Source organism: Serratia sp. K1WW1, from assembly GCF_055790865.1.
Map to the genome: position 1 here is coordinate 1545577 of NZ_CM147697.1, position 25106 is coordinate 1570682.

The window sequence follows — 25106 nt, forward strand, 5'->3', positions numbered from 1 at the left end:
AGCCTTGCAAACGGGATGCGTTCATATACAACACAATGTCTTCACCGCTCGCCACGCAGTTAACCCAACGTTTCTTCCGCTACCTGGCCGTCACCAGCCAGAGCAACCCAGCGGTAAGTACTTTGCCCAGCACTCCTGGCCAGTTCGCCATGGCGGAGATGCTGGCTGAGGAACTACGCCAACTCGGCCTGGATAATGTGGTTATTGACGAACATGCCACCGTCACCGCAGTGAAAAAAGGCAACGTACCCGGCGCGCCACGTATCGGGTTTATCACCCATATTGATACCGTAGACGTTGGTTTATCGCCGGACATCCACCCACAAATCTTGCGTTTTACCGGTGAGGATTTGTGCCTGAACGCGCAGCAAGATATCTGGCTACGCACCGCTGAACACCCGGAAATCAAAGCCTATCCGGGGGAAGAGATTATTTTCAGCGACGGCACCAGCGTGTTGGGGGCCGATAACAAAGCGGCTGTTACCGTGGTGATGACTGTGCTCGAAAACCTTACCGCAGAGGACCAACACGGCGATATCGTAGTGGCATTTGTACCGGACGAAGAGATTGGCCTGAACGGTGCCAAAGCGCTGGATCTGGCGCGTTTCGACGTCGACTTTGCCTGGACCATCGACTGCTGCGAATTAGGCGAAGTGGTGTATGAAAACTTCAACGCCGCCAGCGCCGAACTGCGCTTTACCGGTGTGACCAGCCACCCGATGTCCTCCAAAGGCGTGCTGGTGAATCCGCTGCTGATGGCGATGGATTACATCGGCCACTTCGATCGCCAGCAGACACCTGAGCATACCGAAGGGCGCGAAGGCTATATCTGGTTTAACGGCATGCAGGCATCACAAAGCGAAGCGCTGTTGAAAGCCAATATCCGTGATTTCGATTTGGCGAACTTTGAGCGCCGCAAACAACAGATTGGTGAAGTGGCGGAGAAGATTGCTGCGCAGTATCCCACTGCCCGCGTGGAGTATCACATCACCGATACCTACAGCAATATCAGCAACGCCATCACCGATGATCGTCGGGCCATTGATTTGATTTTTGCCGCACTGGCCGAGTTGAACATTGAGCCTAAAGTCATCCCGATGCGCGGGGGCACAGATGGTGCTGCGTTGTCCGCCAAGGGGTTATTAACGCCCAACTTCTTTACCGGCGCGCATAACTTCCATTCGCGGTTCGAGTTTTTACCCCTTAAGTCGTTCGAGGCTTCCTACAATGTGGCGTTAACGCTGTGCAAGCTGGCGGCTAAATAAGGGCGGATATCGCTTCAACATTATCGCAGCCAGGCTTGTTCAAGCCTGGTTAGCGAAAGTTATCTTTGTTTGGCTAACGCTAATAAACAAGAAAGCCATTACGGTTTAGCAGATAAAAACTCAGACAGCCGTTATTTTTTCACTATGTGCAGATGATCACCGCCGTTCATGCCGGTATAGCTGCTCATACCGCTCTTGAAACTATCCTATCGCCATTATGTTTCACGTACTGATCTTTGTGCTGGGCACGCTGGCGGTTTTTTTTGGGTCCCTTAACCCGATATCAACCTCACCCAGATCTCATTAGTCGCCTATTACACTATGTTTAAGTGAGCGGGCCTAGAATGGCTGGGTCCGATTGTGGCTTTGCATAGCCATTGGCGTGATGAGAGCTATTGAGCCTGCTGTACCAACCGCTCCGCTGCCAAAACCTTAATATCTCTTTCAAGGGTTGGGAGTCTTACCTCACAAGCCCACAAATCCAGTCTGGGAGTCAACAACATGGCTATCGATTTACAACGTCTTCAACAGGTGGCATCGGATGCCTATGCGCAGTATTCCACATTGAGTGGCGGCGAGAATGCCAGCTATATCCCTTTTTTAGCGAGCGTGCCAAGCCATTTAGCCGCCTTGGCGATTGTGACCGTCGACGGGGATATCATTTCTCAGGGCGATGCGGAGTTCCGCTTTGCGCTGGAGTCAATTTCAAAAGTGTGTTCTCTCGCCCTGGCGTTGGAAGATGTTGGCCCACAAGAAGTTCAGGACAAGATTGGTGCCGATCCTACTGGCTTGCCCTTTAACTCGGTGATTGCTCTGGAGCTACATAACGGCAAACCCCTCTCACCGCTGGTGAATGCCGGGGCAATGTCAACGGTGAGCTTAGTGAAAGCGAGTGACCGGGAAAACCGCTGGTTGCGTATTCTTGATATGCAACAGCAGCTAGCGGGGGCCCCGATCGCACTCTCTGACGAGGTGAATGATTCAGAGCAAACGACCAACTTCCATAACCGTGCGATCGCCTGGTTACTCTATAGCGCCGATGCGATGTACTGCGATCCAATGGAAGCCTGCGATGTGTATACCCGCCAATGTTCAACGCTGCTTAATACCATTGAATTAGCCACGATGGGGGCGACAATTGCCGCTGGTGGTATCAACCCCGTCAGCAAAAAGCGAGTGCTGACAGAATCAAATACGCCCTTTATTTTGGCAGAAATGACGATGGAAGGGATGTACGGTAGTTCCGGCGATTGGGCATACACCGTGGGTTTACCGGGTAAAAGTGGCGTAGGGGGCGGTATCTTGACGGTAGTGCCTGGGGTAATGGGAATTGCTGCTTTTTCACCTCCTCTTGATCCCGTAGGTAATAGCGTACGGGGGCAAAAAATGGCCGCAGCGGTTGCCCAGCAGATGGGGTATAACCTTTATCGGAGTCGTTAACAATGAACAGGTCGCCAGTTTCTGCGAGTGGGATAATTCCCTGACGATTTTTTAATGTTGCCGCGCTTGGCATTGGTGCCAGGGGGGCAGGGATTATTGTACTGTTCGAGCAAACGGCTTTGTTAAAGCGTTCGGCTATTTGCATTAAACGCAAACCGTAAGTCGCGCGTAGTAGGGGGATAAAATGGAAGCCTGGTGGATTCAGTTTTTGCTGTTGTATATCACTTTTCTGGCCATGTTCAGCCCGCCCGCAACCATGGCCGCTGCGGCCACTATACTGGGAGGCGTATCCAACAAGGTTTTGCGGCGGGTAGCATTGCGCGTGTCACTGGCCTATGTGATTGTCATGTTGATCGTTATCTGGCTGGGCAATTACATGTTGACAGCATTAGGGCTCAGCACCCATGCGTTAAGCGCCACCGGTGGGGCAGCCTTGCTCTTTCAAGGCTGGCCGTTGATGACGCGTGGCACTAAAGCCGATCAAAGTAATGCGGCGTTAAACAGCGACAGCCCGAAAAATGCGGATGATTTGGCGGTGGTGCCATTGCTATTTCCGATATCGATTGGTGGCGGGACGATTGCCGTTGGGATTTCGTCGGCGGCACATAATGATACTTTAGCGGGCATGATGCTGCTTTCGGCCGTGATCCTGGCAATGGCACCGACCATTGCCTTAACGTTTTTAATTTCTGGCCCGCTGCATGGGCGGCTTTCCACTGGTGCCATGGACACGATTGCACGTATTTCTGGCATTATTCTGGTTGCTCTGTCATTGCAATTGCTGGTATCTGGCCTGACAGGGTTAGTGACGTCGGCGTTGCACGGCGCGGTTGTAAAAACCCTTTGAGGGTAAGCTAATACGGGTAGCTCAAGTGCCGTGGTGGGTCCCCTCTTCTTTTGGGAGAGGGGATCAACCGTATCCCCTCATTCCTCGTTATGGCGAGCAGTCAGATTTGCCCCGTCTTGTTCCGAGAGCTTGAAGAAAATAAATCCAGAGACAATGGTTATTACCCCGAGAATAACGAAAGTCACTCTGAATGAATCCACCAGATCCAGATGCATGGGATCGGCAGGCGCCTGAAACATCCTCAACAGCACTGCGCTGATCGCAACACCGAATGTGGTAGAGAGCTGCTGGCTGACAGACATCAAACTGTTACCGCTGCTGGCTTTCTCATCATACAGGTCAGCAAGGGTAAGGCTGCTCATGGCGGTAAATCGCAGTGAGTTGACGAAACCGATCAGGAACAGGTTTATCGCCAGGAAGTATATTGGCGTATTCTGGTCAAAGAGACCCAGGGTCATGATGGCCATGCCGACAAAAAACGTACTATAAATTAACACATTGCGATAACCAAAACGGCGGAGGATCGGGGTGACCAGCTCCTTCATGATCATCGCCGCCAGGGCGAGTGGGATCAGCATCAAGCCCGAATGAATGGCCGAAAACCCTAACGCCAGTTGCAACATTAAAGGCAGCAGGAAAGGTATGGCCTGCGCCCCCAAGCGTGATGCAAAGTTGCCTGCCAACCCGATACTAAAGGTTTTTACCTTGAATAACTCGAGAGGAAAGATCGAGCTTTTGTGAAAAACCTTGAGGTTTTTTCTGGCATGAGTGACGTACACATACAGCAGGAGCACCCCTGGGATGAACAATAAGATAGGGTAGTGTATGCCTTCGCCATCACTCATCATTTCAAGGCTTAAGGTCGTAATAATAAACGCCAGGGAAACCAAAACCAGCCCCTTGACGTCCAGATCTGTCGATTTGCCACGAATATTCGGCATGAATTTCAGGCTGAATATGATCCCCAGAATACCGATAGGCACGTTAATCAGGAATATCCAGTGCCAGGTGAACTTTTCGACTAAAAACCCACCCAGCACGGGGCCAAGGAAAGGGCCCGCGAGCCCTAAAAGGGTCGATGTGTTCAGCGCCTTGAGAAAATCTTTTCTATCAAACGACTTTATCAGCGTCAGCCTGGAGACGGGAACCATCATGGCTCCTCCAACCCCTTGAAGAACCCGGGATACGTCCAGCCAGAACAAGGATGTGGAGCTGGCGCTGCACAAGGAGCCGATAGAAAAGAAGGTCAGGGCAAAGATAAATACGTTTCTGGTGCCGAACTTGTCGGAGAGAAAGCCGCTAGCCGGGATGAAAAGCGCCAGGCTGAGCGCATAGCAAATCACTGCCGATTCCATGCTCAACGGTGATTCATGTAAGTCTGCCGCCATCTTTGGCAGCGCAGTGTTGAGTATTGAGGTATCAAGGGCCTGCATAAAATATGCAACCGCTGCAATCCATGGCAAGGCTTTGTGCATAGTAGGAGTAATCGCAGTTGCCATCTAAATTCGCTCACCAGGCGGGTTATCTATTGATAGTAGAACAGCCACTTGATGAGCGCGAATGCCAATTTTGCACGATTGGTTTGTGAAGGAACCGATAAAAGTCACACAGCCGCAGGGAAGGCTATTTTTTTACTATTCCGGAAATATCATTGGTATTGATCAGATGATAGTCGCCGTTCATGCCGGTATAGCTGGTCATACCGCTACTGCGGTCAGTGTCAGGTTCACCGTGAGCCTGTAGGATATCGCCATATTTAGTCGTGATAATGTAGTCACTGGTGCAACCCGTCAGCGCCACTGTTAGGACTATGAGAGGCAGAAAAGTCAGTTTTTTCATTGGTCAACAGGCTCTTTTCATTTTAACTGCCTCATATTACAGACGAAGTGGCCCGAGATGCAAAGGCTACCTTGTTACACTTCAGCGCGTTTGGGTTTCAAAGATATCCGTCCGCAAATGGGTGTAGTCCACCTTCTTGAGCTTAAAGTTGGTGATATAGACGGGGCCAGCTTTTTGCTCGGAAAGAAACGAGTATTTCGGCGTCAGCTCTTTGGTTTTGATCCCGGTCCACGAGGCGAAAAAGGTCAGGAAGTCATTGGCCGAACGAGGGGCTTTAATCAGGCGGTGTGCGGTGTCATCGCTGGAAAGCACCATAAAGGGGACCTGAAAATTTTGCTGAAACTGGTCATCGTGGGCCAGATATTGCACCTGGGTACCGCGCTCTTTAAACGCCAGACCGTGATCGGAGAAGTAGACCATTGAGAAACTTTCCCCGGTGTCGCGTAACTGCTGATAGAGCTGTTTCAGCAGGCTGTCAGTTTGCGTCATGGTGTAAAGATAGCAGGAGGTCTCTTTGGATTGCACAAAGTCCGCGTATTTCCCCTGAGTCCGGTCGCAGGCTTGCGGATGTGAACCCATCAGGTGCAAGACGAGCAACTGCGGGTTAGTGCTGCGCGGGGCGGCAAAAACCTGAGCGGTCATCTTGAGCAGCGTTTCATCATGGGTATTCTTATTCGCTTCAAAATCACCGTTTTTCAGGAACTGCACTTCATCGGCACGTTTGGCAATGCTGGCAATAGCGGTGTCATATTCACCAATTTGGCCTTGGTTGGAGAACCACCAGGTCTGAAAACCTGCCCGATTGGCCAACGTGACGAAGTTATCCTGATACTGCGGTTTGCCGTTAATGACACGGGTTAACGTCATGCCGAGCGATTTCTGTGTTGATCCGCTGGCCGCAATATAGTTAAGCAACAGCGTACCGTTTACGTGGTTGGCAAAGGGGGTATTGTCCCAGTGCCCACCAAACGCACCTAAGGCATCTCGCCGCGCGCTTTCGCCGATCACTACCATGTAGATGTGATATTTCGGTTTCACCGCCAGCACGTTCCAGGAATCTTTCAGCTGTGAAAACGCCTGCATACGGGCTTTTTCATCAATCACTTCCTGGTTATTGGCGATCACATCTCTGACGAAACGAAACACGGGATAACCAGAATCGGTCAATTTAAACACGCCACCATACGCCAGATTCTGGACTGGCGTGACAAAAAAACAGACCACGCTGATGGTGAGACATAAGCTGTGGAGGGTGTTCCAAGCGCCTTTCGGGGTTGGCTTACGGCGCAACGCGATAATGCCCAGTGCCAGAATAAACAGGGACACCAGATAGCTGTACCACGGGAAGATGGTCAATATCTCGCTGGACTCTTCCACCGTGGTCGAGTGTAACGCCAGCAGGGTATTAAAATTGGGCGAGCCATAGGCCTGAGAAAATGGAAAATACATGGCGGCGATGAGGCTACACAGCCCGATCACGCTCTTTTGCAAGCGTGGGCTGAGACGCCACAGCAGCAGTAGCACACAACTGAACGCCACGGCATACAGCAGACTAAATGGGTAGCCGAGGGCGAAGTTGATCAGCAGCGACTGCAGGAAGTAAAAGCCTGTCCACGGGGTTAGGGTGACGTCACGCGCTGCCAGGGTATCTTTAACCGTTGAATTCATGTTTACCGAAAGTTATCAAATGCCGTGTGGTAACTCTGACAAGAAAAGAGTCATAAATCCGTTTGGTATACGGAAAGGGGAGGAGGGATAGACCGCATCCAGCGAGCCGCAACATGTACCCGGATGCGAGAAGATAGAGCCGAATGAAAACAAGATCAACTGATAATTATCGGCTGTTTTGAGAGGTTGATTGCAATTTCGAACGGAATGAGAAGTAGAAGCAGGAAGGTGCGGATTTTCAAGAAAAATGCAGACCCTTCAGTGAGGACGGATCGCTATCAGTATGCCGCTTTTTCGGGGTATCGCAGTGTATTTTGTATCAGGTCAATCAGTGATTGCTAGAGGAGCAGTTGCTCGCCCATCACACTAAATAGCGCGAGCATACCCTACCTTAGGAGGGTTCCTTTATTTATGGCGGAGAAATATATTACGCGGGAGTTCATACGCTGAAAAACATAGAGACCCATCAGGATTCTGTTTGGTTTTAAAGGATGATTTATGAAAAGAACGTTTATCGCTTTAACGGTTACGCTATTGGTGGCTGGCTGTTCAACATTGAAAACCGATCAGGCAATACCGCTATTGCAGGCAGAAACCGCTAAAATGCTGGGTCTGGCATCATCGGATGAGATTACCGTGACCAATGTGAATAGCGCCCAACCGGATGCCTTGGGTGGACAGAAACTTTCTTACCGAGCTACCACTGAGAAAGGGCGAATTTTTGACTGCTCTTCGATGATGATGCCGGGCCTTTTACTGTCGGCCCCAACGCTGAGCGCACCAAGCTGTACGCCGGTTGTTACGCATAAATAATTTTCGTCAGGGATCCACGTGCGCCGCATTACAACTGGGTGGTGCCTGGTGCTTTCCCGCAAGTGAATGATGATGAGGCGGTTATGCTTGGCCGCCGACCCTCGGGGCGGAGATATCCTCGGAAGAGGAGTGTTCAATCAGCTTGAATAGCTCGATCCGTTCATCATCGGTAAAATCCCGCCATTCGCCCATCGGCAACCCTTGCAGAGCGATGTTCATTATACGTTCGCGCTCAAGCTTGGTGACTTTATAACCAAAATATTTGCACATGCGGCGGATTTGGCGGTTAAGCCCTTGCACCAGGGTGATGCGAAACACCTGCGGGGCTTCTTTCTCCACTAGGCATTTTTGAGTTACCGTGCCCAGGATGGGGACGCCCGCACTCATGCCCTGAATAAACTCATCGGTCACCGGTTTGTTGACGGTCACCAGATACTCTTTTTGGTGATTGTTGCCAGCACGGAGGATCTTATTGACCAGTTCGCCGTCATTGGTCAGGAAAATCAGTCCCTGGGAGTCTTTATCCAGGCGCCCAATGGGAAAGACGCGTCTGCTGTGACTAACGAAATCACCGATGTTATCCCGCACGTGCTTCCCCATGCTGGTGATGATGCCAACAGGCTTATTCAGTGCGATAAGCACCAGATCGTCCACATCACGCGGTTCGATCGGCTGGCCGTTAACTGTCACCACATCCCCGACCAATACCTGAGCGCCCAAGGAGGCTAACTTGTCGTTGATGAAAACGTTGCCTTGCTTGATGTGGCGGTCGGCAGAGCGACGAGAACACATGCCGCTGTCGCTAATGTATTTGTTAAGGCGGATAGATGAGTGAGTAAGCATGGATTCCCCGTTAAACGCGAACTATACATTACCTGGGGGGCACGGCGTCTCCTTTTTATTTTTGACTCTATTGCATGATTGACCTCACTGGCTACAGCCTCAATAATGGCAGACGTCGACACGGGGTGCCCTTAGGGGCTGAGAAATTACCCGTATTACCTGATCTGGATTATGCCAGCGTAGGGATGTCGCGGTATCTCAACCGGTACCCGCCTTCTTGAACGCCGGTTGGGAGCTCTATGTTTACTCGACCTGATGTGTTACCCGGCACCCGTGCCGCGGCTTGTTTTAACCAATTTAAACGCCAACCTCCATTGATCCACTGCCTGACCAACGAAGTGGTGCAAGAGCTGACGGCCAACGTGCTGCTGGCGCTTGGCGCTTCGCCAGCCATGGTGGTGGAACCGGAAGAGGCCGCGCAGTTCAGCCGCGTGGCTGATGCGCTGTTGATCAATATCGGCACCCTGCACGCATCGCGGGCAGAGTCGATGTTAGCCGCCATCGAGGCTGCCAACCGTGCTGAAAAGCCCTGGTTACTGGATCCGGTTGCCGTTGGGGGATTGGAATACCGAGCAATCTTCGCCCGCCGCTTGCTCACCCTGCGGCCTGCGGCGATCCGTGGCAACGCGTCGGAAATCATTGCCTTGAGCGGCCTGCAGACCAGCGCCCGTGGTATGGATAGCCAGGATGACTCGCTGGTGGCGTTACCCGCAGCACGCGTATTGGCTCGAAATTGCGGGGCCATTGTGGCCGTCACCGGTGAGACAGACTACATCACCGATGGTGAGCGAGATTGGGCCGTCACGGGTGGCGATGTATTAATGACGCGCGTGGTGGGGACGGGCTGCGCGCTTTCGGCCGTTGTGGCAGCATTTTGCAGTTTGCCGGGCGATCGGCTGGATAACGTTGCCACCGCTTGCCGCGTGATGGCGCTATGTGGTGAAAGGGCCACGGCGCGGTGTTCTGGCCCTGGCAGCTTTACTGCCGCCTTCCTGGATGCCCTCTACCAACTGCGGATGGAGGATCTGCTATGAAACGGATTAACGCTCTCACCATCGCTGGCACCGATCCTAGCGGCGGAGCCGGTATTCAGGCCGATCTGAAAGCCTTCTCCGCATTGGGGGCCTATGGCACCAGCGTGATCACCGCGCTGGTGGCGCAGAACACCCGTGGCGTGCAGTCGGTATATCATATCGAACCGGCATTTGTGGCCGCCCAACTGGATTCGGTACTCAGCGATGTGCGTATCGACAGCGCTAAAATCGGCATGTTGGCTAATGCCGATATCGTGCGGGCAGTGGCCGAGCGTCTACGCCATTACAAGCTGCCTTATGTGGTGCTGGATACGGTGATGCTGGCTAAAAGTGGTGACCCGCTGTTGGCACCGGAAGCGGTGGAGTCCATCCGCCGTGAGCTAATGCCGTTGGTTTCCATTATCACGCCGAACTTGCCAGAGGCGGCGGCTTTGCTGGCCTGCGCTCCGGCGCAAAACGAATCGCAAATGCGCGAGCAGGGCCAGGCGTTGTTAGCGATGGGCTGTCAGGCGGTGTTGATGAAGGGGGGCCACCTGAGTGAAGAGGAAAGCCCTGATTGGCTATTTACCCCCGGCTTTGGGCAGCGCTTTAGTGCGCCGCGCATAGCGACCAGGCACACGCACGGCACCGGTTGCACCTTATCTGCGGCACTGGCTGCCCTGCGCCCGCGCCACCAGAACTGGGCCGATACCGTGGCAGCGGCAAAAAACTACCTGCAACTGGCTTTACAACAGGCCGACAGCCTGGAGGTGGGGCAGGGTATTGGGCCGGTACACCATTTCCATGCATGGTGGTGAGCCAACTTTTCCACTAGCCGATGCTAGTTGGTCAGTTGCTTGATATTTTCCACCAAGCCCTCCATGATCGGGAAGCAGGCCCAATGCGGCTCAGGCTGATTGATTTGTGATAATAAAGGGAAGCAAGATGGCTGGTTATCAACCACCTTATACCATTACGCCAGCTATCCTGAATCGAGTGATTGAGGTGGGTGAGCTATTGGGGCATTGGGCCGCACAGGCTGGGCAATCTTCACCTTTGTTACGCAAAGAGAACCGTATCCGCACCATCCAGGCCTCATTGGCCATTGAGCATAATAGCCTGTCTACTGAGCAGGTGACTGCGATCATGGAAGGTAAGCGGGTGTTGGCACCGGCAAAAGATATTCAGGAAGTCCGTAACGCCATCCTTACCTATGAAAAATTGCCAAGCTGGCAAAGCCATCGGCTTGAGGATTTGTTGGCGGCACATGGCTTATTAATGGGAGGGTTGGTCGATGCTTCGGGGCAGCTACGCAGCGGCAATGTTGGGGTATATCGAGATAAACAACTTATCCATATGGCGCCACCTGCCAATCAACTATCGCGTTTGGTTGGCGATCTGTTGGCGTGGTTAAAGCACACCGATATTCATCCACTGATCGCCAGCTCTATCTTTCACTATGAATTCGAATTTATTCACCCGTTTGCCGATGGCAATGGGCGAATGGGGCGTTTATGGCAAACATTGATCCTCAGTGAATGGCGTTCAGAGCTGGCATGGCTACCGGTTGAAACCCTGATCCATAATCAACAGCAGGACTATTACCGAGTCCTGGGAGTCTGTGTTCGGGCTAGCGATTGCACCGCATTTATTGATTTCATGCTGGAGAAACTGGTGGCGGCATTAGCCGAAGGTATTGGCGAGCAGAAGGGGAAGTCTGCCACAATGTCGGAAGAAATGTCGGAAGAAATGTCGGAAGAAATGTCGGAAGAAAATTTACTACCGCTGAGTCGAACGACTGAACGCATCTTGGCCATTATCGCTGCCAATCCCTCCGTCACCATTGCCCAATTGGCGGAAACATTGGCGATGAGCAGCCGTACCATTGAGCGAAGCCTCAAGGTGCTCCAGGAAGGAAAGCGGCTAATTAGGGTTGGGGCAACCAAAAAAGGGTACTGGCAGGTTGTCTGACGAAAAACGCTGAGCCAACTTTCCCGTTTAATTGTGGTCTGAGCTACTTGGAGCTACGCTTTTGATTTACCGAGGGAGAAGACCATGATAGGAAAAAATAGGTTGCTGGGAGCCCTGCTTGCGACCCTGCTTGGATTTAGCACCGGCAGTTTTGCCGAACAGATTATCACTGCCTCAGATCTGATCCAGCAGCCGGGCTACCAAACCAGTTGGAAAAATATGGTGAAGGGCCAGGCACAGTTACCGGGTTGGGCGCGCAAAGGGATCGGCACTTCCACGCCTGCAGAAACCGTTGCCTGGCAAGGGCAAAGCTACCAGATCGGTAACATCTGCAAGCCGCATGACTGCGCCAATAACTTTATGATTGTGGCTTTTAAAGCAGACAAGTCCCAGGCTTGGGGAGTGCGGGTTGAAGTGCCCAATAAGCCGCAGGCCATCGACCATCCGAAGCAATACGCCAAATATCAATGGTTGGGTAAACCGGATGATCAGATGAAAGCGTTGCTGAAGAAACAGTTTGAGGGTAATCCAGACTGGAAGTAACGCTGCTGAGGGGCAAAGCTACCCGCCAAGGTAGTTAAGCAGGCGTAGCATGCTACGCCCCTACGTGATATCAGCCGATCCCGGCCTGATGCAGGTCGTGCAGGTTGATTGCACCTACCAGTACGCCATCGATATCCACCACCGGAGCGGCGCTGATGTGCTGTTCGTGCAGCGCTTCCAGGGCTTCCCCGGCACGCCACTGTTCTGGCAACCGGTAGCCGGGGCGAGTGATCGCCGGGCTGAGGCCATCATTGAGGCTATTGCCCTTTACCAACCAGCGGCGCAGGTCACCGTCGGTAAACACGCCGACCACTTTTTGCTGTGTATCACATACGGCTACCAGACCTAGCCCGGTACGGCTCAATTCCAGCATGGCTTCCATTACGTTGGCGCTTTCTTGCACCATCGGTAGGCGATCGCCGGTACGCATCAAGTGATGGACGCGATTTAGCAGGCGAGCACCCAGGCTGCCACCTGGATGGGAACGGGCAAAATCCTCGGCATTAAAACCGCGCTGGCGCATTAATGCCATCGCCAACGCATCTCCCATCATCAGCGTAGTCACTCCGCTGGAGGTTGGTGCCAGGCCCATCGGGCAGGCTTCACGTTCAACGCTGATATCTAACGTACAGGCTGCACCCAGCGCCAGTGGCGACTCTTTGCCACCGGTCATGGCAATGACTGGGATCTTACTCTCTGCCAGCAGAGGCAGGATCAGATCCAGCTCTTTGGCGCGGCCTGAATAGGAGATAAAGATCACCACGTCATCGGCGCCAATCATCCCCAAATCGCCATGCAAGGCTTCCGCCGGATGGACGAAAAACGACGGGGTGCCGGTGCTGGCCAGCGAGGCGGCAATCTTCTTGCCGATATGGCCGGATTTACCAATACCGGAAATCACCGCCTTGCCACGGCAGTTGAGCAGCAGTTCACAGGCGTGGACAAAATTGTCATCCAGGCGTGTCAGCAGGCGTTGCGCTTCGGTCAGCTCAATTTCCAGCGTTTCACGGGCAAAGTTGAGCAGGGCAGTGGCGTTACTCATCAAGGGGGTCTCCTACCAGAATGATATTGATACCTTTGGCCTGTAGCGCAGCCAGGTAATCCGGGTTGATGCCGTTATCGGTGATCAGGGTATCCACGACGCTCAGATCGCACACCACGTTGGGGCTTTTGCGGCCAAACTTCGAGGAATCGACCAGCAACACAATGCGGCTGGCGGCTTCACACATCGCCTTGCTGACATTATGCACCTCATTAAAGGTGGTGACACCCGCATTGAGGTCGACACCGTCGGCCCCAATAAACAGCTTATCGAAGCTGAACTGCTGAAATGCCGACTCCGCCAGGCTGCCGTGAAAGGAGGCGGATTTTTTACGGTAGGTGCCGCCGGGCATCAGGATGGTTTGATCGTTATCCAGTTCCACCAGCGCGTTAACGATTGTCAGGCTGTTGGTCATCACGGTGATGTTATTGAACTGCGCCAGATGTGGCACCATCTGCAATACCGTGCTGCCTGCGTCAAAGATCAGCGAATCACCATCGTCGATCAGCTTGATGGCGGCATAGGCGATCTGGCGTTTCTTTTCGGTGTTGATATGGGTTTTACGATCGATGGGCTGATCGCCATCGTCACGGCTAAGCACCACGCCGCCATAGGTGCGGATCACCTCGCCTTCTTCTTCCAGCAAGGTGAGATCTTTACGGATGGTGGTGCCGGTCGTGGAGAAATGCTCTGCCAGGGCATCCACTGCCGTTTTGCCATGCCGCTGCAAGTATTCGAGGATAGCGGCTTGCCGCTGCTTTGGTTTCATAGAGATCCCTGTTCACAAGAGTTGACCATTCCTCTCGGTGATATAGTTCACTATGAAAGGTAATGTCTTTTAATGTGAAAATATCATGATTTCGGTGCGATCGCTAACGATAGTGCAGTTTGGCATGCCCGATCCTCAGGGAAGATCACATCTGGGCAGAGTTGTTGTTGGTGCATGCCATGTAACTGCGTGAGTTGTTTCGGCTGGGCGAAGATGGTCAGGCCACGCATCAGCATGCTGCCACATACTCGCTGCTGGGCGTCAAACGCCAGTGCCAATACTACGCGGGGTTTGAACCTGCCCCCAGAGCGGCCAACGCCCACAGTGCCCAACTGGCATAGGCTCTCGAACGCGCGGTTAAAGCGCTGTAGCTGCCACCAACCCAGGGCGATTTGCAGCAGCCAGGCGATAACGGCGAAGGTAATGAGTGCGCTGGTCATGCGGTTGTTCTCCTGTGTGAAAATAAAGGGAGAGAGTCCGGCGATCGACCCCTCACCCTAACCCTCTCCCACAGGGAGAGGGGACCGAATGTGCTACAACGTTATTCCTGTATTTAACCACGGCACGGTATCAAAATATGGGGTTAGCGTTTTTCAGATAGAGTCCTATACCTGACTATGACACCGTACTGGCTCCCTCTCCCTGTGGGAGAGGGTGGGGGTGAGGGGCTGTTAGGTACATCTGTAATTATCAGCCCGTAAATCAGAACATCACCTGCCCGCCGGTAATGTTGATCGACTGGCCGGTGCAGTAAGAGGCTTTGTCGCTGGCATAAAACAGCAGCGTGTTCAGCACGTCCTGATAGTCACAGCCGCGTTTCAGCGGCACCTTATCGGTGTAATACTTCTCGACCTCTTCAGGCTTGATGCCCAGCTTCTGTGCATATTGCGGCAATAGCGACTGGAACATCGGTGACTTCAACAGGTTACCGAGCATCAGGGAGTGCACGGTGATACCGTAATCCGCCAGATCGAGCGCCAGCGACTGCGTCAATCCAACGCCACCGAACTTGGCGGCGCTGTAGCCGGAATTATGCTTGCTGCCGACCTTGCCGGATTTAGAGTTGATTTGAATGATGCGCCCGGCGATGCCGTCGCGGATCATCAGGCGAGAGAACTCGCGGGCACACAGGAAATAACCCACCAGGTTCACCTGCAAGGAGCGGTCAAAATCCCCCAGTGGGAAATCGGTGATCGGCGCGGCTTTGGCAATCCCGGCGCTGTACACCAACAGGTTGGTCTGACCGAAAGCCCGGTCAACCGCACTAGCCAGCGCGATAGCGCTGGCCTCATCGGTGGCATCGGCCTGGAAACCGATGGCGCGATCTGCCCCGAACTCCTGATTGATTTGCTGTGCCACCAGATTGGCGTTGTCGGCATTCAAATCGGCGACCGCAACGCGATAGCCCGCTTCAGCCAGGCCATGGCACAGGAATGCACCCAACGTTTGGCCACCGCCAATCACTACAGCTACTTCAGACATGATCTACTCCTTATGCGATAAATTTCAGTGTGCTGCCTAACGGGATATCAGCGGGCGTGCTGCCTGTTACGTGGATCGTGCCAGGGAATTCGGCCTGAGTTTCCCCATCAAAACGTACGGTGATATGGCCCAGTTCGCGCAGGTTCTGGGTCGCAACTTCCCCAACGGCGGTGATAGGGTAGCGTCGATCGCCAAGCTCCATCACGCCCCCGGTTTGTAGTTCACCGGCGGTCTCGCCGTGCTGGTGGATGAAGCAGTACTCTTCAATATCTGCCGGTGCGCCTTCGCGGAAGGTGATCAGCATGTTGTCCAACAGTGCGTCGCGGGCGCAGCCGCCAATCTGGGTGATAGTGGTCTGGAAAATGGTGCTCATGGTTTTCCTCCGGGCAATTTATTGATAGATAAAGGCCGATGCGGCCCAGGCGATCAGTACCGTCGGTGCGCCAGTGAGGAAGCGCCCAACCAGTACCGAAGGGACGCCGACACGTACCGTATCCTGCTTGGCCTCTGCCAGGGACAGACCCACCGGGATAAAGTCACAGGCGGCCTGGGCGTTAATGGCGAACAGCGCCGGGAGTGCCAACTGAGGGGGAATATGGCCAAGACCAATCTGTACGCCCACCAACACGCCGATGACCTGAGCGATGACGGCACCAGGGCCGAGGAACGGTGAAAGCAGGGGGAAGGAACAGATCAGCGCCAACGTCACCAAGCCGATTGGGCTGTTGGCCAGCGGCGTCAGGCCGTGGGCGATAAAGTCACCCAGACCAGAGGCCATGATGATGCCGATCAGTGCCGAGACGAAGGCCATAAACGGCAGAATGGTTTTCAACACGGTGTCGATGGTGTCACGTCCGGCCTGGAAAAACACCGCGACAACTGACCCCATACCCATACCGACTTTTGCCAACAGGCCATCGCTCTGTTCGGTGATTTTTTTGCTGGTATCGTAGTCACGAACCTTTGGTTGTGGCTGTTTTTCGCTGGGCGGAGGAGTTTCAGGCCCTTGTGCAACTTCAATCAGGCTGATGTTGTTTTCCCGTACGCCGGAAACGTAAATATCCTCCAGAATAAACTGCGCCAGCGGGCCAGAACGGCCAGTTGAATGAATATTGATGGTCGGTATGCGGCGTTTAGGGTAGATGCCACAACGCAACGTCCCCCCACAGTCAATAATCGCCAGACCAATCTCTTCCGCCGGTGGTTCGCCTTCTTTGAAACCGTCTACCGCAGGCCAGCCGGTTAAATCGCTGAGCTTGTCGACGATCGCCGGGCGGGTACCGGCGGTGATATAGACGATTTTCTTGCCTGGCTCGATTGGTAACTGTAGTGGGCCACCCCAGCCGCCAGCACCTTTCTCAATACGGATATAAGCACTCATGCTGCGCTCCACAAATTAAAGTTGAACCTGGCGATCCAGTTGGATGCCCATCTTGCGTTCAAACACGCTGGTGGTGAGATCGGTGATCCAACCGCGGAAGAAGTTGGTGAACAGCCCAACCAGGAAATAACTCACTGCCAGAGGAGCCAGCGGCAGGCCAAGCGTGGTCAAACCGCTGGCAATTCCGAGGTAAACGAACAGTTCGCCAGGGTTGATATGGGGGAACAGGCCGTTCATGGAGTGGCAACTGTAGGAGGCTGCGGCGTAATAACTGGGTTTATATTTCTCTGGCATAAAACGCCCGAGACTCAACGTCATCGGATTACAAAACACAAAGGTGCCGATCAGGGGGAGTAGCAGGTAGCGTGAAACCGGGTTACCGGCACAGCGCTGTGCCAAACGTTCGATACGTTCCTGGCCAACAAAGTTGATCAACGCGTTCATGATAACTAACAGGCTGATCAACAACGGTAAAATGCCGGTCACCATACCGACAAACACTTCCCCGCCTTTTTGGAACAGGCCGATAAACCATTCGGCTCCGTGGGTTATTAGCTCAATCATTTTTTTCTCCTGTGATGGATGCTATGGCCTGGAGCGAAGTGCGGCTCTGTCGCCATGGGTCATACAGTAACCACTTTGCTTCGGATTTTGTTTTAAATGGATCACACTTTGAAAGATAAATATTTTATTGTGAAAGGTTAAATTGAAAGAAAAACAATCAGTGATGAAAGGAGAGGGGGAGTTAGGACATGAAAAAGGCCCAGCAGAGCTGAGCCTTGAAGACTAATAATTTGATAAATAACGATTAAGCGATGGTGACGCTGTTGTCGAGATAGGTGTCCTGCACGGCATTGATCAGGGCGATGCCATCCTTCATCGATTTCTTGAACGCTTTACGCCCCAGGATCAGGCCCATCCCGCCAGCCCGCTTGTTGATCACGGCGGTACGCACTGACTCTTGCAGGTCGTTTTCCCCAGCGGCACCGCCAGAGTTGATTAAACCGGCACGGCCCATGTAGCAGTTTGCCAACTGGTAGCGCACCAGATCGATCGGGTGGTCGGTGGTCAGCTTGTCATAGACGCGATCGTCGGTATAACCGAATTTCACCGCACGGTAGCCGCCGTTGTTCTCGGCCATTTTCTGTTTGACGATATCGGCACCGATGGTGGCCGCAATGTGGTTGGCTTGGCCGGTCAGATCGGCGCTGGAATGATAATCGACGCCATCCTTGTTGAACGCAGGGTTACGTAGATAGGCCCACAATACGGTCACCATGCCCAGTTCGTGAGCGCGTTCAAAGGCGATCGAGATCTCTTCAATCTGGCGGCGTGACTGCTCGGAACCGAAGTAAATGGTTGCACCAACCGCCACCGCCCCCATGTTGAACGCCTGCTCAACGCTGGCATACAGGGTCTGGTCGTATTGCGTTGGATAGCTCAGGGTTTCGTTGTGGTTCAGTTTGACCAAGAACGGGATCTTGTGGGCGTAGCGGCGGGAGACCGAAGCCAGCACGCCGTAAGTGGATGCCACGCAGTTACACCCGGCTTCGATCGCCAGTTCAACGATATTTTTTGGATCAAAATAGAGTGGGTTGGCGGCAAACGAGGCCCCGGCAGAGTGCTCTACGCCCTGATCGACCGGCAGGATAGATAGATAACCGGTGCCCGCCAGGCGGCCATGGTTGAGCAAGGTTTGCATTGAGCGTAGCACGCTGTTTGGGCGGTTGTTGTCGATCATCACCCGATCAACAAAGTCGCCACCGGGCAGGTACAGATTTTCCGCAGGGATGGTGGTGCAGCGGTGTTGCAAAAGGTCTTCCGCTTCCTTACCTAACAATTGTGCAATATCTGTCATGATTCACTCCCGTTAAAGCTTCCTATACACCGGTAACTCTGGGTATTTGGCCACCGGCGTAGTCAAAAGCGGTGATTGAAGCTATGCAAAAGATACTAATCAAAACCTGATGATGCGAAGAGACAATAGATGCGATTGAGAAGAAATGCTATTTAGAAGGCAAAATTTGCGAGTGAGCGCTTGTTGATGGCGTCCCCTTTCCTGGTCGGAGAGGGGAACAGCTTTTACTCGGTTTCAAACCAGTCGGTATTTTGCAGGGCAATCGGGGTGATCGAATAGATCATCTCCTGCAAATGCTCGTGAATGGCCAACTCCGCCGCATCTGGATCCTGGGCTTTCAGCGCCTCAAAAATACGGTAATGCTGGTGGATCAGATTCTCCGGCGGTGACACTTCGCTCAGGCTGAGGAAGCGCACCCGATCCATCGTCGCTTTGATGGTCTCGATGGTTTCCCACGCCAGGGCACAGTTGGCCATTTGCGTCAGCAGATGGTGGAATTCGTCGTCCAGCGCCAAAAACTCACGGATCTGATTATTCTGTGCCGCCAGCTCCTGGCGATGCAGGTTATGCTCCAGCGTCATCAACTGCTCGGGGGTGATGCTGGTGGCAACTCGCCGCACGATGGCGCATTCCACCGCCTGACGGATAAAGCGCCCGTCGGCCACTCTTTTTGCGGAAATTTTCATCACGAAGGTCCCGCGCTGCGGCAAGATCTGCACCAGCCCCGCTTCAGCCAGTTTGATAAAGGCTTCGCGCACCGGTTGGCGTGAAACGCTGAAACGGGTGGAGATCTCTTTCTCGGAAAGCAACGTGCCCGGAGGGATGGTGCAATCGACGATATCTTTGCGCAGGAAACGATAGATCTGCTGATTGACCGGGACATTATTCGTGAGGACGTACGATTCTGACATGGCGACAATCAATATATGAGAGTAGTAGTGAATGCCACCATACTAGCAGATTAACCCGTGAAAGAGGGCGGATAAATCCACCCGCATTCTATGCTTTTCTATTAGCGCGCCAGCATCCTTGCCACCGTCGCTTTAGCTCCCCGCGCCAACAGTGCCAGATAAGCACTGGTCACGGCATTGACGAAGCGTTGGTTATCCGGCAGGTCGCGTCCGAACACCGAGGTCATTTGCAGTAACGCCATCACGCGAGGCTCACCTTCAGCACTGTTGGCGACGCGCCGGGCCATTTCCTCACGCAATGGATCGCTGATGTCGATCGGTTGACCCTGTTCGTCCTTACCGCCGACGTAACGCATCCAACCCGCTACGCCCAGCGCCAGACAGTCAAAATCACTGCCGTTGGCCAGATGCCAGCGCACCGAATCCAGCATGCGCTGCGGCAGCTTTTGCGTGCCGTCCATGGCGATCTGCCAGGTGCGGTGCTTCAACGCCGTATTGCGATAGCGTGCCAGCAGGGAATCGGCGTATTTCTCCAGATCGGTTCCCGGCGTGTTCAACGTTGGGGCTTGCTCAGCCAGCATCAGATGGCGGGCGGCCTTGACGTAATGCTCATCCTGCATACAGTCACTGATGTGTGGGTAACCGGCTAAATAACCCAGATAGGCCAGGAACGAGTGGCTGCCGTTCAGCATACGCAGCTTCATCTCTTCGAACGGCAAGACATCGCTGACCAGTTCGGCACCGGCTTGTTCCCATGCCGGGCGGCCCGCGACAAAATTGTCCTCAATCACCCATTGGCGGAACGGCTCGCAGGCCACGGCTGCCGGATCCTGCACGCCGGTTTGCTGTGCGACCTGGGCCAGGGTGTCTGGCGTCACGGCTGGCACGATGCGATCGACCATGGTGGAAGGGAAGGTGACATGGGTTTCGATCCACGTTGCCAACGCCGGATCGAGCGCTTTGGCATAGGTGGTGATCACGTTGCGGGTCACATGGCCGTTTTCCGGCATATTGTCGCAAGACATCACGCTGAATGCAGATTGCCTGGCAGCTTTACGTTGTGCCAAGGCTGCGACGATGACCCCAACTGCGCTTTGCGGGTGATGCGGATTAGCCAGATCCCGCACAATCAACGGATGATCAAGCTGCAACAGGCCGGTGGCGGGAGAATGGCAGTAGCCTTTTTCGGTGATGGTCATGGACACAATCGCCACTTCGGGCTGGGCCAGAGCATGGAACACGGCGTCCAGCCCGTCGGCTTGTGCATGCAGCGCCTGTTTTACTACGCCCACCACCCGGCATTGCCAGGCATCGGCTGACATCTCTGCCACGCTGTAAAGCATATCTTGCTGTTTGAGATCGGCGATTTGCTGTTCGCCACCGATCAGGTTGATTTCGCAATATCCCCAGTCGCTGCCGTGCTCTTGTGCCAGGATATCGGTGTATACCGCTTGATGGGCGCGATGAAAGGCACCAAAGCCCAGATGAACCAGGCGCGGAACCAGTTTGCTACGATCGTACTGCGGAACAATGGCGTTGGCGGCTAACAGCTTGGTACCCATGTTGAAACTCACTGTGTGATGGTTTGATTGCCGCAGAACCTTCTCTGCGGCAGAGGATTGAAGGGGGATTAATGACTGCTGACGCGCTGGGCTATCGGTAGCGCAGGGCTTTCCGCGGCATCTTCCGCCAGGCTCAGGTCACGATCTCTGACTTCTGGCATCAATATCGCTGCCAGCAAGCCGATAACGGAGTACAGGATCATCATGGCGGCGATTGGCCACCAGGAGTCGGTCATATTGCAGAAGATACCGGCCAATACCGGGCCGAAGCCGACTGCCACCAAACCACCGGCCTCTTTGGAGATCGCCATGCGGGTAAAGCGGTTACGTGAACCAAACATTTCCGCCATGGTGATGTTTTCCAGCGCAAACAGGCCCAGCACCGCGACGTTATGGATAATAATGATCGAGGCCATAATCACGTTCACCTCATTGGTCTTGTCCACAATCATCGAAATCATTGGGTAAGCCAGAATGATGGCGGAGATATTGACCAGGATATAAGGCACCCGGCGGCCGATCTTGTCGGAGAGCCAGCCAAGGAACGGGATGGTAATAAAGCCAATGGCGGAGCTGATCATCAAGGCGTCGGTTGGGATAGCCTTCTCAAACAGCAGGGTTTGCACCAGATAACCGGCCAGGAAGGTCTGGATCAGACCGGAGTTGCCTGCCTGGCCAAAACGCAGCCCAGTAGCCAGCCAGAAGGATTTGCTGCTGAACATCGCCGACAGCGAATGGGTATTGTCAGCCACGGCGTGAGCCGGTGTTGCGGTGGTGCTGTCGTCGTTAACCTTTTCAAACACCGGGCTTTCTTTCAGGTTCATACGCAGCCAGATGGCGAACAGCATGACGACCACGCTGGCCAGGAAAGGTACGCGCCAGCCCCAGGCCAGCAGCTCTTCTTTCGACAGGAAGAAGAACATGACGGCCCAGATGGCGGTTGCCGACAGCGTGCCGCAGTTGGTGCCCATGGCCACCAGTGAGGAGATAATCCCGCGTTTACCCTTAGGCGCATATTCCGCCAGCATGGTTCCGGCTCCAGATATTTCCGCGCCTGCTCCCAACCCTTGAATAATACGCAGTAACACCAGTAATAAGGGGGCGAAAATACCGATTTGCGCATAGGTTGGCAGCACGCCAATTAAGGTGGTGCAGATCCCCATCATGGTAATGGTAATAAACAGTACCCTTTTACGGCCGATGGTATCCCCCATGCGGCCAAAGAAGAAGGCACCCGCGATACGGGCGATATAACCCGCGCCGTAGGTTCCCATCGCCAAGATTAACGCCATGGCGGCGGACTGTTCCGGGAAAAATATTTCATGGAAGACTAATGCTGCACCTAGCGAATAAAGCTGAAAATCCATAAATTCCAGCGCGGTACCAAGCCAGCCGGAAACGGCCGCCTTGATCAGGTCCGAGGTACTTCTTTCCGGCTGAGTGTTGTCAATTTTTGCGTTCATCATTGTTCTGTTCTCTGCAAATTGTTGTTGTAAGGACGGCAAAGATGAGGTTCAGAAGCCCCTGTTTCTTTCCAGCTACAGCAGGCCGTAGCTGGAAAGTGGTCAGGTCAGAATTTCAGTAAAACTTTACAGCACTGCTTTTGGTCTTTTTCGAAGACCTCCATCGCGTCAAGCACTTGCGTAAACGTAAACTGATGGGTGATCAGTTTCTCTGGTTGGATCTGGCGTTGCGTCATCCAGGCAATTACCTGCGGGAAGCGGTTGCTGTTGAGGCGTGAACTGTAAATCGAGATCTCTTTACTGGTAATGGCTTGCTGGCTGATCACGCAGGGCTCGGCAGAGAAGCCCATAATGCCAATGCGTGCGGCGGGAGAAGCCAAGCCGATTGCCTCCGGCAGAATGGCCGGGTGGCAGGCAGCATCGATGATCAGCGTTGGCCGGATGCCGAGTTTTTGTAACTCGCTGGCCAAATCCAGCTGGCTGTTGTTGATCACCACATCCGCGCCGTTGGCAGTGGCCATAGCCAGACGCTCATCGATACGGTCAGCTACCACAATCTGTTTAACGCCGTAAACGCCGCGCAGCGCCTGAATGGAGGTGAGGCCCATCGGCCCGGCACCATATACCAAGGCCACATCTAACGGGCCGGGTTGCAGTTGGCTACAGATATTGGCAGCAATGGTAAAGGGTTCGACCATCGTGGCTTCGTTGTCTGGAATGCTGTCCGGTACTAGATGGGCATTTTTGGCCGGTAGCGTCACAAATTCGCTGAACCCGCCGTCACGGTGCACCCCGATGACCTGCAGTTCGGTGCAGACGTTTGGCCTGCCCACCGAGCAGGGATAGCAATGGCCGCAACTGACAACCGGATCGCCCACTACGCGTTCTCCGATGCGTGACGGGTCGACACCTTCGCCGATAGCGTCGATATGGCCAAAGAACTCATGGCCGATCACGCGTGGATATTTGGCAAACGGATTATGGCCCCGATAGATATGCACGTCGGAACCGCAGATCCCGGCGCTAGCCACACGGATCCGGACTTCACCTTGTTGCGGCGATGGCAACGGGCGTTCTTCAATCACCAATTGCCCTGGCTGTTGAACAGTAATGCTTTTCATAGAAATTCCTCGGTTTACCAGTTCCACAGGGTGCCGTCTTCCAGGCGCGCTACCGGCAGGTAGGCTGGATCGTAGGGATATTTGGCAGCCAGTTTTTCGTCAAACTCGATGCCCAACCCTGGTTTTTCACCGGGATGCATATAGCCGTTGTCGAACGTCCAGTTATGTGGGAACACCTCCAGCATCTGTTCGGAGTAGCCCATATATTCCTGCACGCCGAAGTTCGGCACCCACAGGTCAAAGTGCAACGCCGCCGCCATGCAGATTGGCGATAGATCGGAAGGGCCGTGTGAGCCGGTACGCACCTGATACAGCGAAGCGAAATCGGCGATACGACGCATGCCGGTGATGCCCCCGGCGTGGGTGATGGTGGTACGGATGTAATCGATCAGTTGCTCTTCAATCAGCTGTTTGCAATCCCAGATGCTGTTGAACACCTCACCGACCGCAATCGGGGTCACGGTATGTTGGCGGATCAGGCGGAAGCACTCCTGGTTTTCGGCCGGGGTAGGATCTTCCATCCAGAACAGGCGATATTGCTCAACGCTTTTGCCAAAGCGGGCCGCTTCGATCGGCGTCAGGCGGTGATGCATATCGTGCAGCAGGTGTTCGTCAAAACCGAATTTGTCACGCACGGCTGCAAAAAGTTTCGGGGTGAAGTCGAGGTATTTCTCGGTTGACCATAGCTGTTCTTCCGGCCAGTTGCCTTTGGTCGCAGGCTCATACGCCAGGCCCTTACCTTTGGCCATGCCGTAGGTGGTTTTCATCCCAGGTACGCCGCATTGTGCGCGGATTGCCTTGAAGCCCAGCTCCTTGTGCTTGGCATAATCGTCCAGTACTTCGTCAATCGAGTGGCCGGTGGTATGGCAATACACCATGACGCCGGTACGTGAAGCGCCACCCAGCAACTGGTACAGCGGCATATTGGCCGCTTTGGCTTTGATATCCCACAATGCCGTATCCACCGCAGAGATGGCCGACATGGTCACCGGGCCACGGCGCCAGTAAGCACCTTTGTAGAAGTATTGCCAGATATCTTCGATCTGGTGAGCATCGCGGCCAATCAGCTGCGGGCAGACGTGATCTTCCAGATAAGACGCGACCGGCAGTTCGCGGCCGTTCAGGGTTGCATCGCCGATCCCGGTTAGCCCGCAGTCGGTAGTGATCTTCAGGGTGACGAAATTTCTTCCCGGGCAGGTGACAAACACCTCGGCTTTAACAATTTTCATGACTTCCACATCCTGTTGTTGCTGATAACGTATGGGCGGAAATTAA

The 25106-nt window shown here is 53.8% G+C and carries 25 protein-coding genes and 1 riboswitch; of the genes, 8 read left to right on the top strand and 17 right to left on the bottom strand.

Translation table 11 applies throughout. The features are described 5' to 3' along the window. The first annotated feature begins 35 nt into the window (after positions 1-35). The 3 genes from pepT to ACX9GU_RS07075 all read left to right on the top strand — a co-directional run bounded on the left by pepT (position 36) and on the right by ACX9GU_RS07075 (position 3552). Positions 36-1265 carry a peptidase T gene (gene pepT, locus ACX9GU_RS07065; RefSeq protein ID WP_473194289.1) on the top strand — a complete coding sequence of 410 codons (1230 nt, stop codon included), beginning with the start codon at positions 36-38 and terminating at the stop codon, positions 1263-1265. 501 nt (positions 1266-1766) lie between these two features. Continuing rightward, positions 1767-2705, top strand: a complete 939-nt coding sequence (gene glsA, locus ACX9GU_RS07070; RefSeq protein WP_473194290.1) for a glutaminase A — start codon at positions 1767-1769, stop codon at positions 2703-2705. A gap of 184 nt (positions 2706-2889) precedes the next feature. Continuing rightward, positions 2890-3552: a MarC family protein gene (locus tag ACX9GU_RS07075; RefSeq protein ID WP_021178826.1), complete on the top strand. Its 663-nt coding sequence runs from the start codon at positions 2890-2892 to the stop codon at positions 3550-3552. Positions 3553-3629: 77 nt separating this feature from the next. Here the strand turns inward: ACX9GU_RS07075 and ACX9GU_RS07080 are convergent, their stop codons facing one another. From ACX9GU_RS07080 to ACX9GU_RS07090, 3 genes are all read right to left on the bottom strand, one after another. Beyond that, a complete protein-coding gene (locus tag ACX9GU_RS07080; RefSeq protein WP_447888466.1) occupies positions 3630-5051 on the bottom strand; it encodes an MFS transporter in 1422 nt (473 codons plus the stop codon). 124 nt (positions 5052-5175) lie between these two features. After that, on the bottom strand, positions 5176-5391 hold the full coding sequence (locus ACX9GU_RS07085; RefSeq protein ID WP_071683890.1) for a YgdI/YgdR family lipoprotein: 216 nt from the start codon (positions 5389-5391) through the stop codon (positions 5176-5178). Positions 5392-5472: 81 nt separating this feature from the next. Next, complete coding sequence (locus ACX9GU_RS07090; protein ID WP_473194291.1) at positions 5473-7059, bottom strand: phosphoethanolamine transferase; 1587 nt, start codon at positions 7057-7059, stop codon at positions 5473-5475. Positions 7060-7557: 498 nt separating this feature from the next. Between ACX9GU_RS07090 and ACX9GU_RS07095 the strand changes: the two genes are divergently transcribed. Further along, entirely contained in the window at positions 7558-7872 is a 315-nt protein-coding gene (locus ACX9GU_RS07095; protein WP_473194292.1) for a lipoprotein, read from the top strand. 81 nt (positions 7873-7953) lie between these two features. Here ACX9GU_RS07095 and rluF read toward each other — a convergent pair whose 3' ends face one another. Continuing rightward, positions 7954-8715, bottom strand: a complete 762-nt coding sequence (rluF, locus tag ACX9GU_RS07100; RefSeq protein ID WP_473194293.1) for a 23S rRNA pseudouridine(2604) synthase RluF — start codon at positions 8713-8715, stop codon at positions 7954-7956. Between the two features lie 111 nt (positions 8716-8826). After that, positions 8827-8918: riboswitch (TPP riboswitch) on the top strand. A gap of 36 nt (positions 8919-8954) precedes the next feature. Here rluF and thiM point away from each other — a divergent pair. From thiM to ACX9GU_RS07120, 4 genes are all read left to right on the top strand, one after another. Then, entirely contained in the window at positions 8955-9749 is a 795-nt protein-coding gene (thiM, locus tag ACX9GU_RS07105; protein WP_473194294.1) for a hydroxyethylthiazole kinase, read from the top strand. Next, positions 9746-10546 (top strand): bifunctional hydroxymethylpyrimidine kinase/phosphomethylpyrimidine kinase, encoded by an 801-nt coding sequence (gene thiD / locus ACX9GU_RS07110; protein ID WP_473194295.1) that lies wholly within the window; start codon positions 9746-9748, stop codon positions 10544-10546. Before thiM ends, thiD begins: the two co-directional genes overlap by 4 nt. 127 nt (positions 10547-10673) lie before the next feature. Further along, positions 10674-11699 (top strand): Fic family protein, encoded by a 1026-nt coding sequence (locus ACX9GU_RS07115; RefSeq protein WP_473194296.1) that lies wholly within the window; start codon positions 10674-10676, stop codon positions 11697-11699. Positions 11700-11783: 84 nt separating this feature from the next. Beyond that, positions 11784-12242 carry an inhibitor of vertebrate lysozyme family protein gene (locus tag ACX9GU_RS07120; protein WP_473194297.1) on the top strand — a complete coding sequence of 153 codons (459 nt, stop codon included), beginning with the start codon at positions 11784-11786 and terminating at the stop codon, positions 12240-12242. A 70-nt stretch (positions 12243-12312) separates the two neighbouring features. Here the strand turns inward: ACX9GU_RS07120 and gutQ are convergent, their stop codons facing one another. From gutQ to manD, 13 genes are all read right to left on the bottom strand, one after another. Further along, complete coding sequence (gutQ, locus tag ACX9GU_RS07125; protein ID WP_473194298.1) at positions 12313-13284, bottom strand: arabinose-5-phosphate isomerase GutQ; 972 nt, start codon at positions 13282-13284, stop codon at positions 12313-12315. Then, the gene (srlR, locus tag ACX9GU_RS07130) at positions 13277-14053 is read right to left on the bottom strand and encodes a glucitol operon DNA-binding transcriptional repressor SrlR (RefSeq protein WP_021178807.1); all 777 of its coding nucleotides are present in this window, start codon (positions 14051-14053) and stop codon (positions 13277-13279) included. The genes gutQ and srlR overlap by 8 nt, the downstream gene beginning before the upstream one ends. Before the next feature lie 83 nt (positions 14054-14136). Next, positions 14137-14493, bottom strand: a complete 357-nt coding sequence (gene gutM, locus ACX9GU_RS07135; protein WP_021807153.1) for a transcriptional regulator GutM — start codon at positions 14491-14493, stop codon at positions 14137-14139. A 262-nt stretch (positions 14494-14755) separates the two neighbouring features. Continuing rightward, positions 14756-15535 carry a sorbitol-6-phosphate dehydrogenase gene (srlD, locus tag ACX9GU_RS07140; RefSeq protein WP_473194299.1) on the bottom strand — a complete coding sequence of 260 codons (780 nt, stop codon included), beginning with the start codon at positions 15533-15535 and terminating at the stop codon, positions 14756-14758. A 10-nt stretch (positions 15536-15545) separates the two neighbouring features. Then, a complete protein-coding gene (srlB, locus tag ACX9GU_RS07145) occupies positions 15546-15908 on the bottom strand; it encodes a PTS glucitol/sorbitol transporter subunit IIA (protein ID WP_021178804.1) in 363 nt (120 codons plus the stop codon). 18 nt (positions 15909-15926) lie between these two features. Continuing rightward, positions 15927-16916 carry a PTS glucitol/sorbitol transporter subunit IIB gene (srlE, locus tag ACX9GU_RS07150; RefSeq protein WP_473194300.1) on the bottom strand — a complete coding sequence of 330 codons (990 nt, stop codon included), beginning with the start codon at positions 16914-16916 and terminating at the stop codon, positions 15927-15929. Between the two features lie 15 nt (positions 16917-16931). Then, entirely contained in the window at positions 16932-17480 is a 549-nt protein-coding gene (srlA, locus tag ACX9GU_RS07155) for a PTS glucitol/sorbitol transporter subunit IIC (protein ID WP_021178802.1), read from the bottom strand. A gap of 244 nt (positions 17481-17724) precedes the next feature. Then, complete coding sequence (fbaB, locus tag ACX9GU_RS07160) at positions 17725-18774, bottom strand: class I fructose-bisphosphate aldolase (RefSeq protein WP_021178801.1); 1050 nt, start codon at positions 18772-18774, stop codon at positions 17725-17727. Positions 18775-18998: 224 nt separating this feature from the next. Further along, positions 18999-19685 carry a GntR family transcriptional regulator gene (locus ACX9GU_RS07165; protein ID WP_473194301.1) on the bottom strand — a complete coding sequence of 229 codons (687 nt, stop codon included), beginning with the start codon at positions 19683-19685 and terminating at the stop codon, positions 18999-19001. Positions 19686-19786: 101 nt separating this feature from the next. After that, positions 19787-21247 carry a mannitol dehydrogenase family protein gene (locus ACX9GU_RS07170; RefSeq protein WP_473194302.1) on the bottom strand — a complete coding sequence of 487 codons (1461 nt, stop codon included), beginning with the start codon at positions 21245-21247 and terminating at the stop codon, positions 19787-19789. 68 nt (positions 21248-21315) lie between these two features. Further along, positions 21316-22710, bottom strand: coding sequence for an MFS transporter (locus ACX9GU_RS07175; RefSeq protein WP_473195128.1), 1395 nt, complete (start codon positions 22708-22710; stop codon positions 21316-21318). 107 nt (positions 22711-22817) lie between these two features. Beyond that, positions 22818-23831: a Zn-dependent oxidoreductase gene (locus ACX9GU_RS07180; protein ID WP_473194303.1), complete on the bottom strand. Its 1014-nt coding sequence runs from the start codon at positions 23829-23831 to the stop codon at positions 22818-22820. 14 nt (positions 23832-23845) lie between these two features. Then, a complete protein-coding gene (manD, locus tag ACX9GU_RS07185) occupies positions 23846-25060 on the bottom strand; it encodes a D-mannonate dehydratase ManD (protein WP_021178796.1) in 1215 nt (404 codons plus the stop codon). Between the last annotated feature and the right edge of the window lie 46 nt (positions 25061-25106).

Coding starts and splice junctions, on each gene's coding strand:
- ACX9GU_RS07165 (WP_473194301.1), bottom strand. CDS start 19,685: ATGTCAGAATCGTACGTCCTCACGAATAATGTCCCGGTCAATCAGCAG.
- srlD (WP_473194299.1), bottom strand. CDS start 15,535: ATGTCTGAAGTAGCTGTAGTGATTGGCGGTGGCCAAACGTTGGGTGCA.
- gutQ (WP_473194298.1), bottom strand. CDS start 13,284: ATGAGTAACGCCACTGCCCTGCTCAACTTTGCCCGTGAAACGCTGGAA.
- thiD (WP_473194295.1), top strand. CDS start 9,746: ATGAAACGGATTAACGCTCTCACCATCGCTGGCACCGATCCTAGCGGC.
- srlA (WP_021178802.1), bottom strand. CDS start 17,480: ATGATTGAGCTAATAACCCACGGAGCCGAATGGTTTATCGGCCTGTTC.
- ACX9GU_RS07170 (WP_473194302.1), bottom strand. CDS start 21,247: ATGGGTACCAAGCTGTTAGCCGCCAACGCCATTGTTCCGCAGTACGAT.
- ACX9GU_RS07115 (WP_473194296.1), top strand. CDS start 10,674: ATGGCTGGTTATCAACCACCTTATACCATTACGCCAGCTATCCTGAAT.
- ACX9GU_RS07080 (WP_447888466.1), bottom strand. CDS start 5,051: ATGGCAACTGCGATTACTCCTACTATGCACAAAGCCTTGCCATGGATT.
- rluF (WP_473194293.1), bottom strand. CDS start 8,715: ATGCTTACTCACTCATCTATCCGCCTTAACAAATACATTAGCGACAGC.
- gutM (WP_021807153.1), bottom strand. CDS start 14,493: ATGACCAGCGCACTCATTACCTTCGCCGTTATCGCCTGGCTGCTGCAA.
- srlR (WP_021178807.1), bottom strand. CDS start 14,053: ATGAAACCAAAGCAGCGGCAAGCCGCTATCCTCGAATACTTGCAGCGG.
- srlE (WP_473194300.1), bottom strand. CDS start 16,916: ATGAGTGCTTATATCCGTATTGAGAAAGGTGCTGGCGGCTGGGGTGGC.
- ACX9GU_RS07085 (WP_071683890.1), bottom strand. CDS start 5,391: ATGAAAAAACTGACTTTTCTGCCTCTCATAGTCCTAACAGTGGCGCTG.
- pepT (WP_473194289.1), top strand. CDS start 36: ATGTCTTCACCGCTCGCCACGCAGTTAACCCAACGTTTCTTCCGCTAC.
- glsA (WP_473194290.1), top strand. CDS start 1,767: ATGGCTATCGATTTACAACGTCTTCAACAGGTGGCATCGGATGCCTAT.
- ACX9GU_RS07180 (WP_473194303.1), bottom strand. CDS start 23,831: ATGAAAAGCATTACTGTTCAACAGCCAGGGCAATTGGTGATTGAAGAA.
- manD (WP_021178796.1), bottom strand. CDS start 25,060: ATGAAAATTGTTAAAGCCGAGGTGTTTGTCACCTGCCCGGGAAGAAAT.
- thiM (WP_473194294.1), top strand. CDS start 8,955: ATGTTTACTCGACCTGATGTGTTACCCGGCACCCGTGCCGCGGCTTGT.
- ACX9GU_RS07120 (WP_473194297.1), top strand. CDS start 11,784: ATGATAGGAAAAAATAGGTTGCTGGGAGCCCTGCTTGCGACCCTGCTT.
- ACX9GU_RS07095 (WP_473194292.1), top strand. CDS start 7,558: ATGAAAAGAACGTTTATCGCTTTAACGGTTACGCTATTGGTGGCTGGC.
- ACX9GU_RS07090 (WP_473194291.1), bottom strand. CDS start 7,059: ATGAATTCAACGGTTAAAGATACCCTGGCAGCGCGTGACGTCACCCTA.
- ACX9GU_RS07175 (WP_473195128.1), bottom strand. CDS start 22,710: ATGAACGCAAAAATTGACAACACTCAGCCGGAAAGAAGTACCTCGGAC.
- srlB (WP_021178804.1), bottom strand. CDS start 15,908: ATGAGCACCATTTTCCAGACCACTATCACCCAGATTGGCGGCTGCGCC.
- ACX9GU_RS07075 (WP_021178826.1), top strand. CDS start 2,890: ATGGAAGCCTGGTGGATTCAGTTTTTGCTGTTGTATATCACTTTTCTG.
- fbaB (WP_021178801.1), bottom strand. CDS start 18,774: ATGACAGATATTGCACAATTGTTAGGTAAGGAAGCGGAAGACCTTTTG.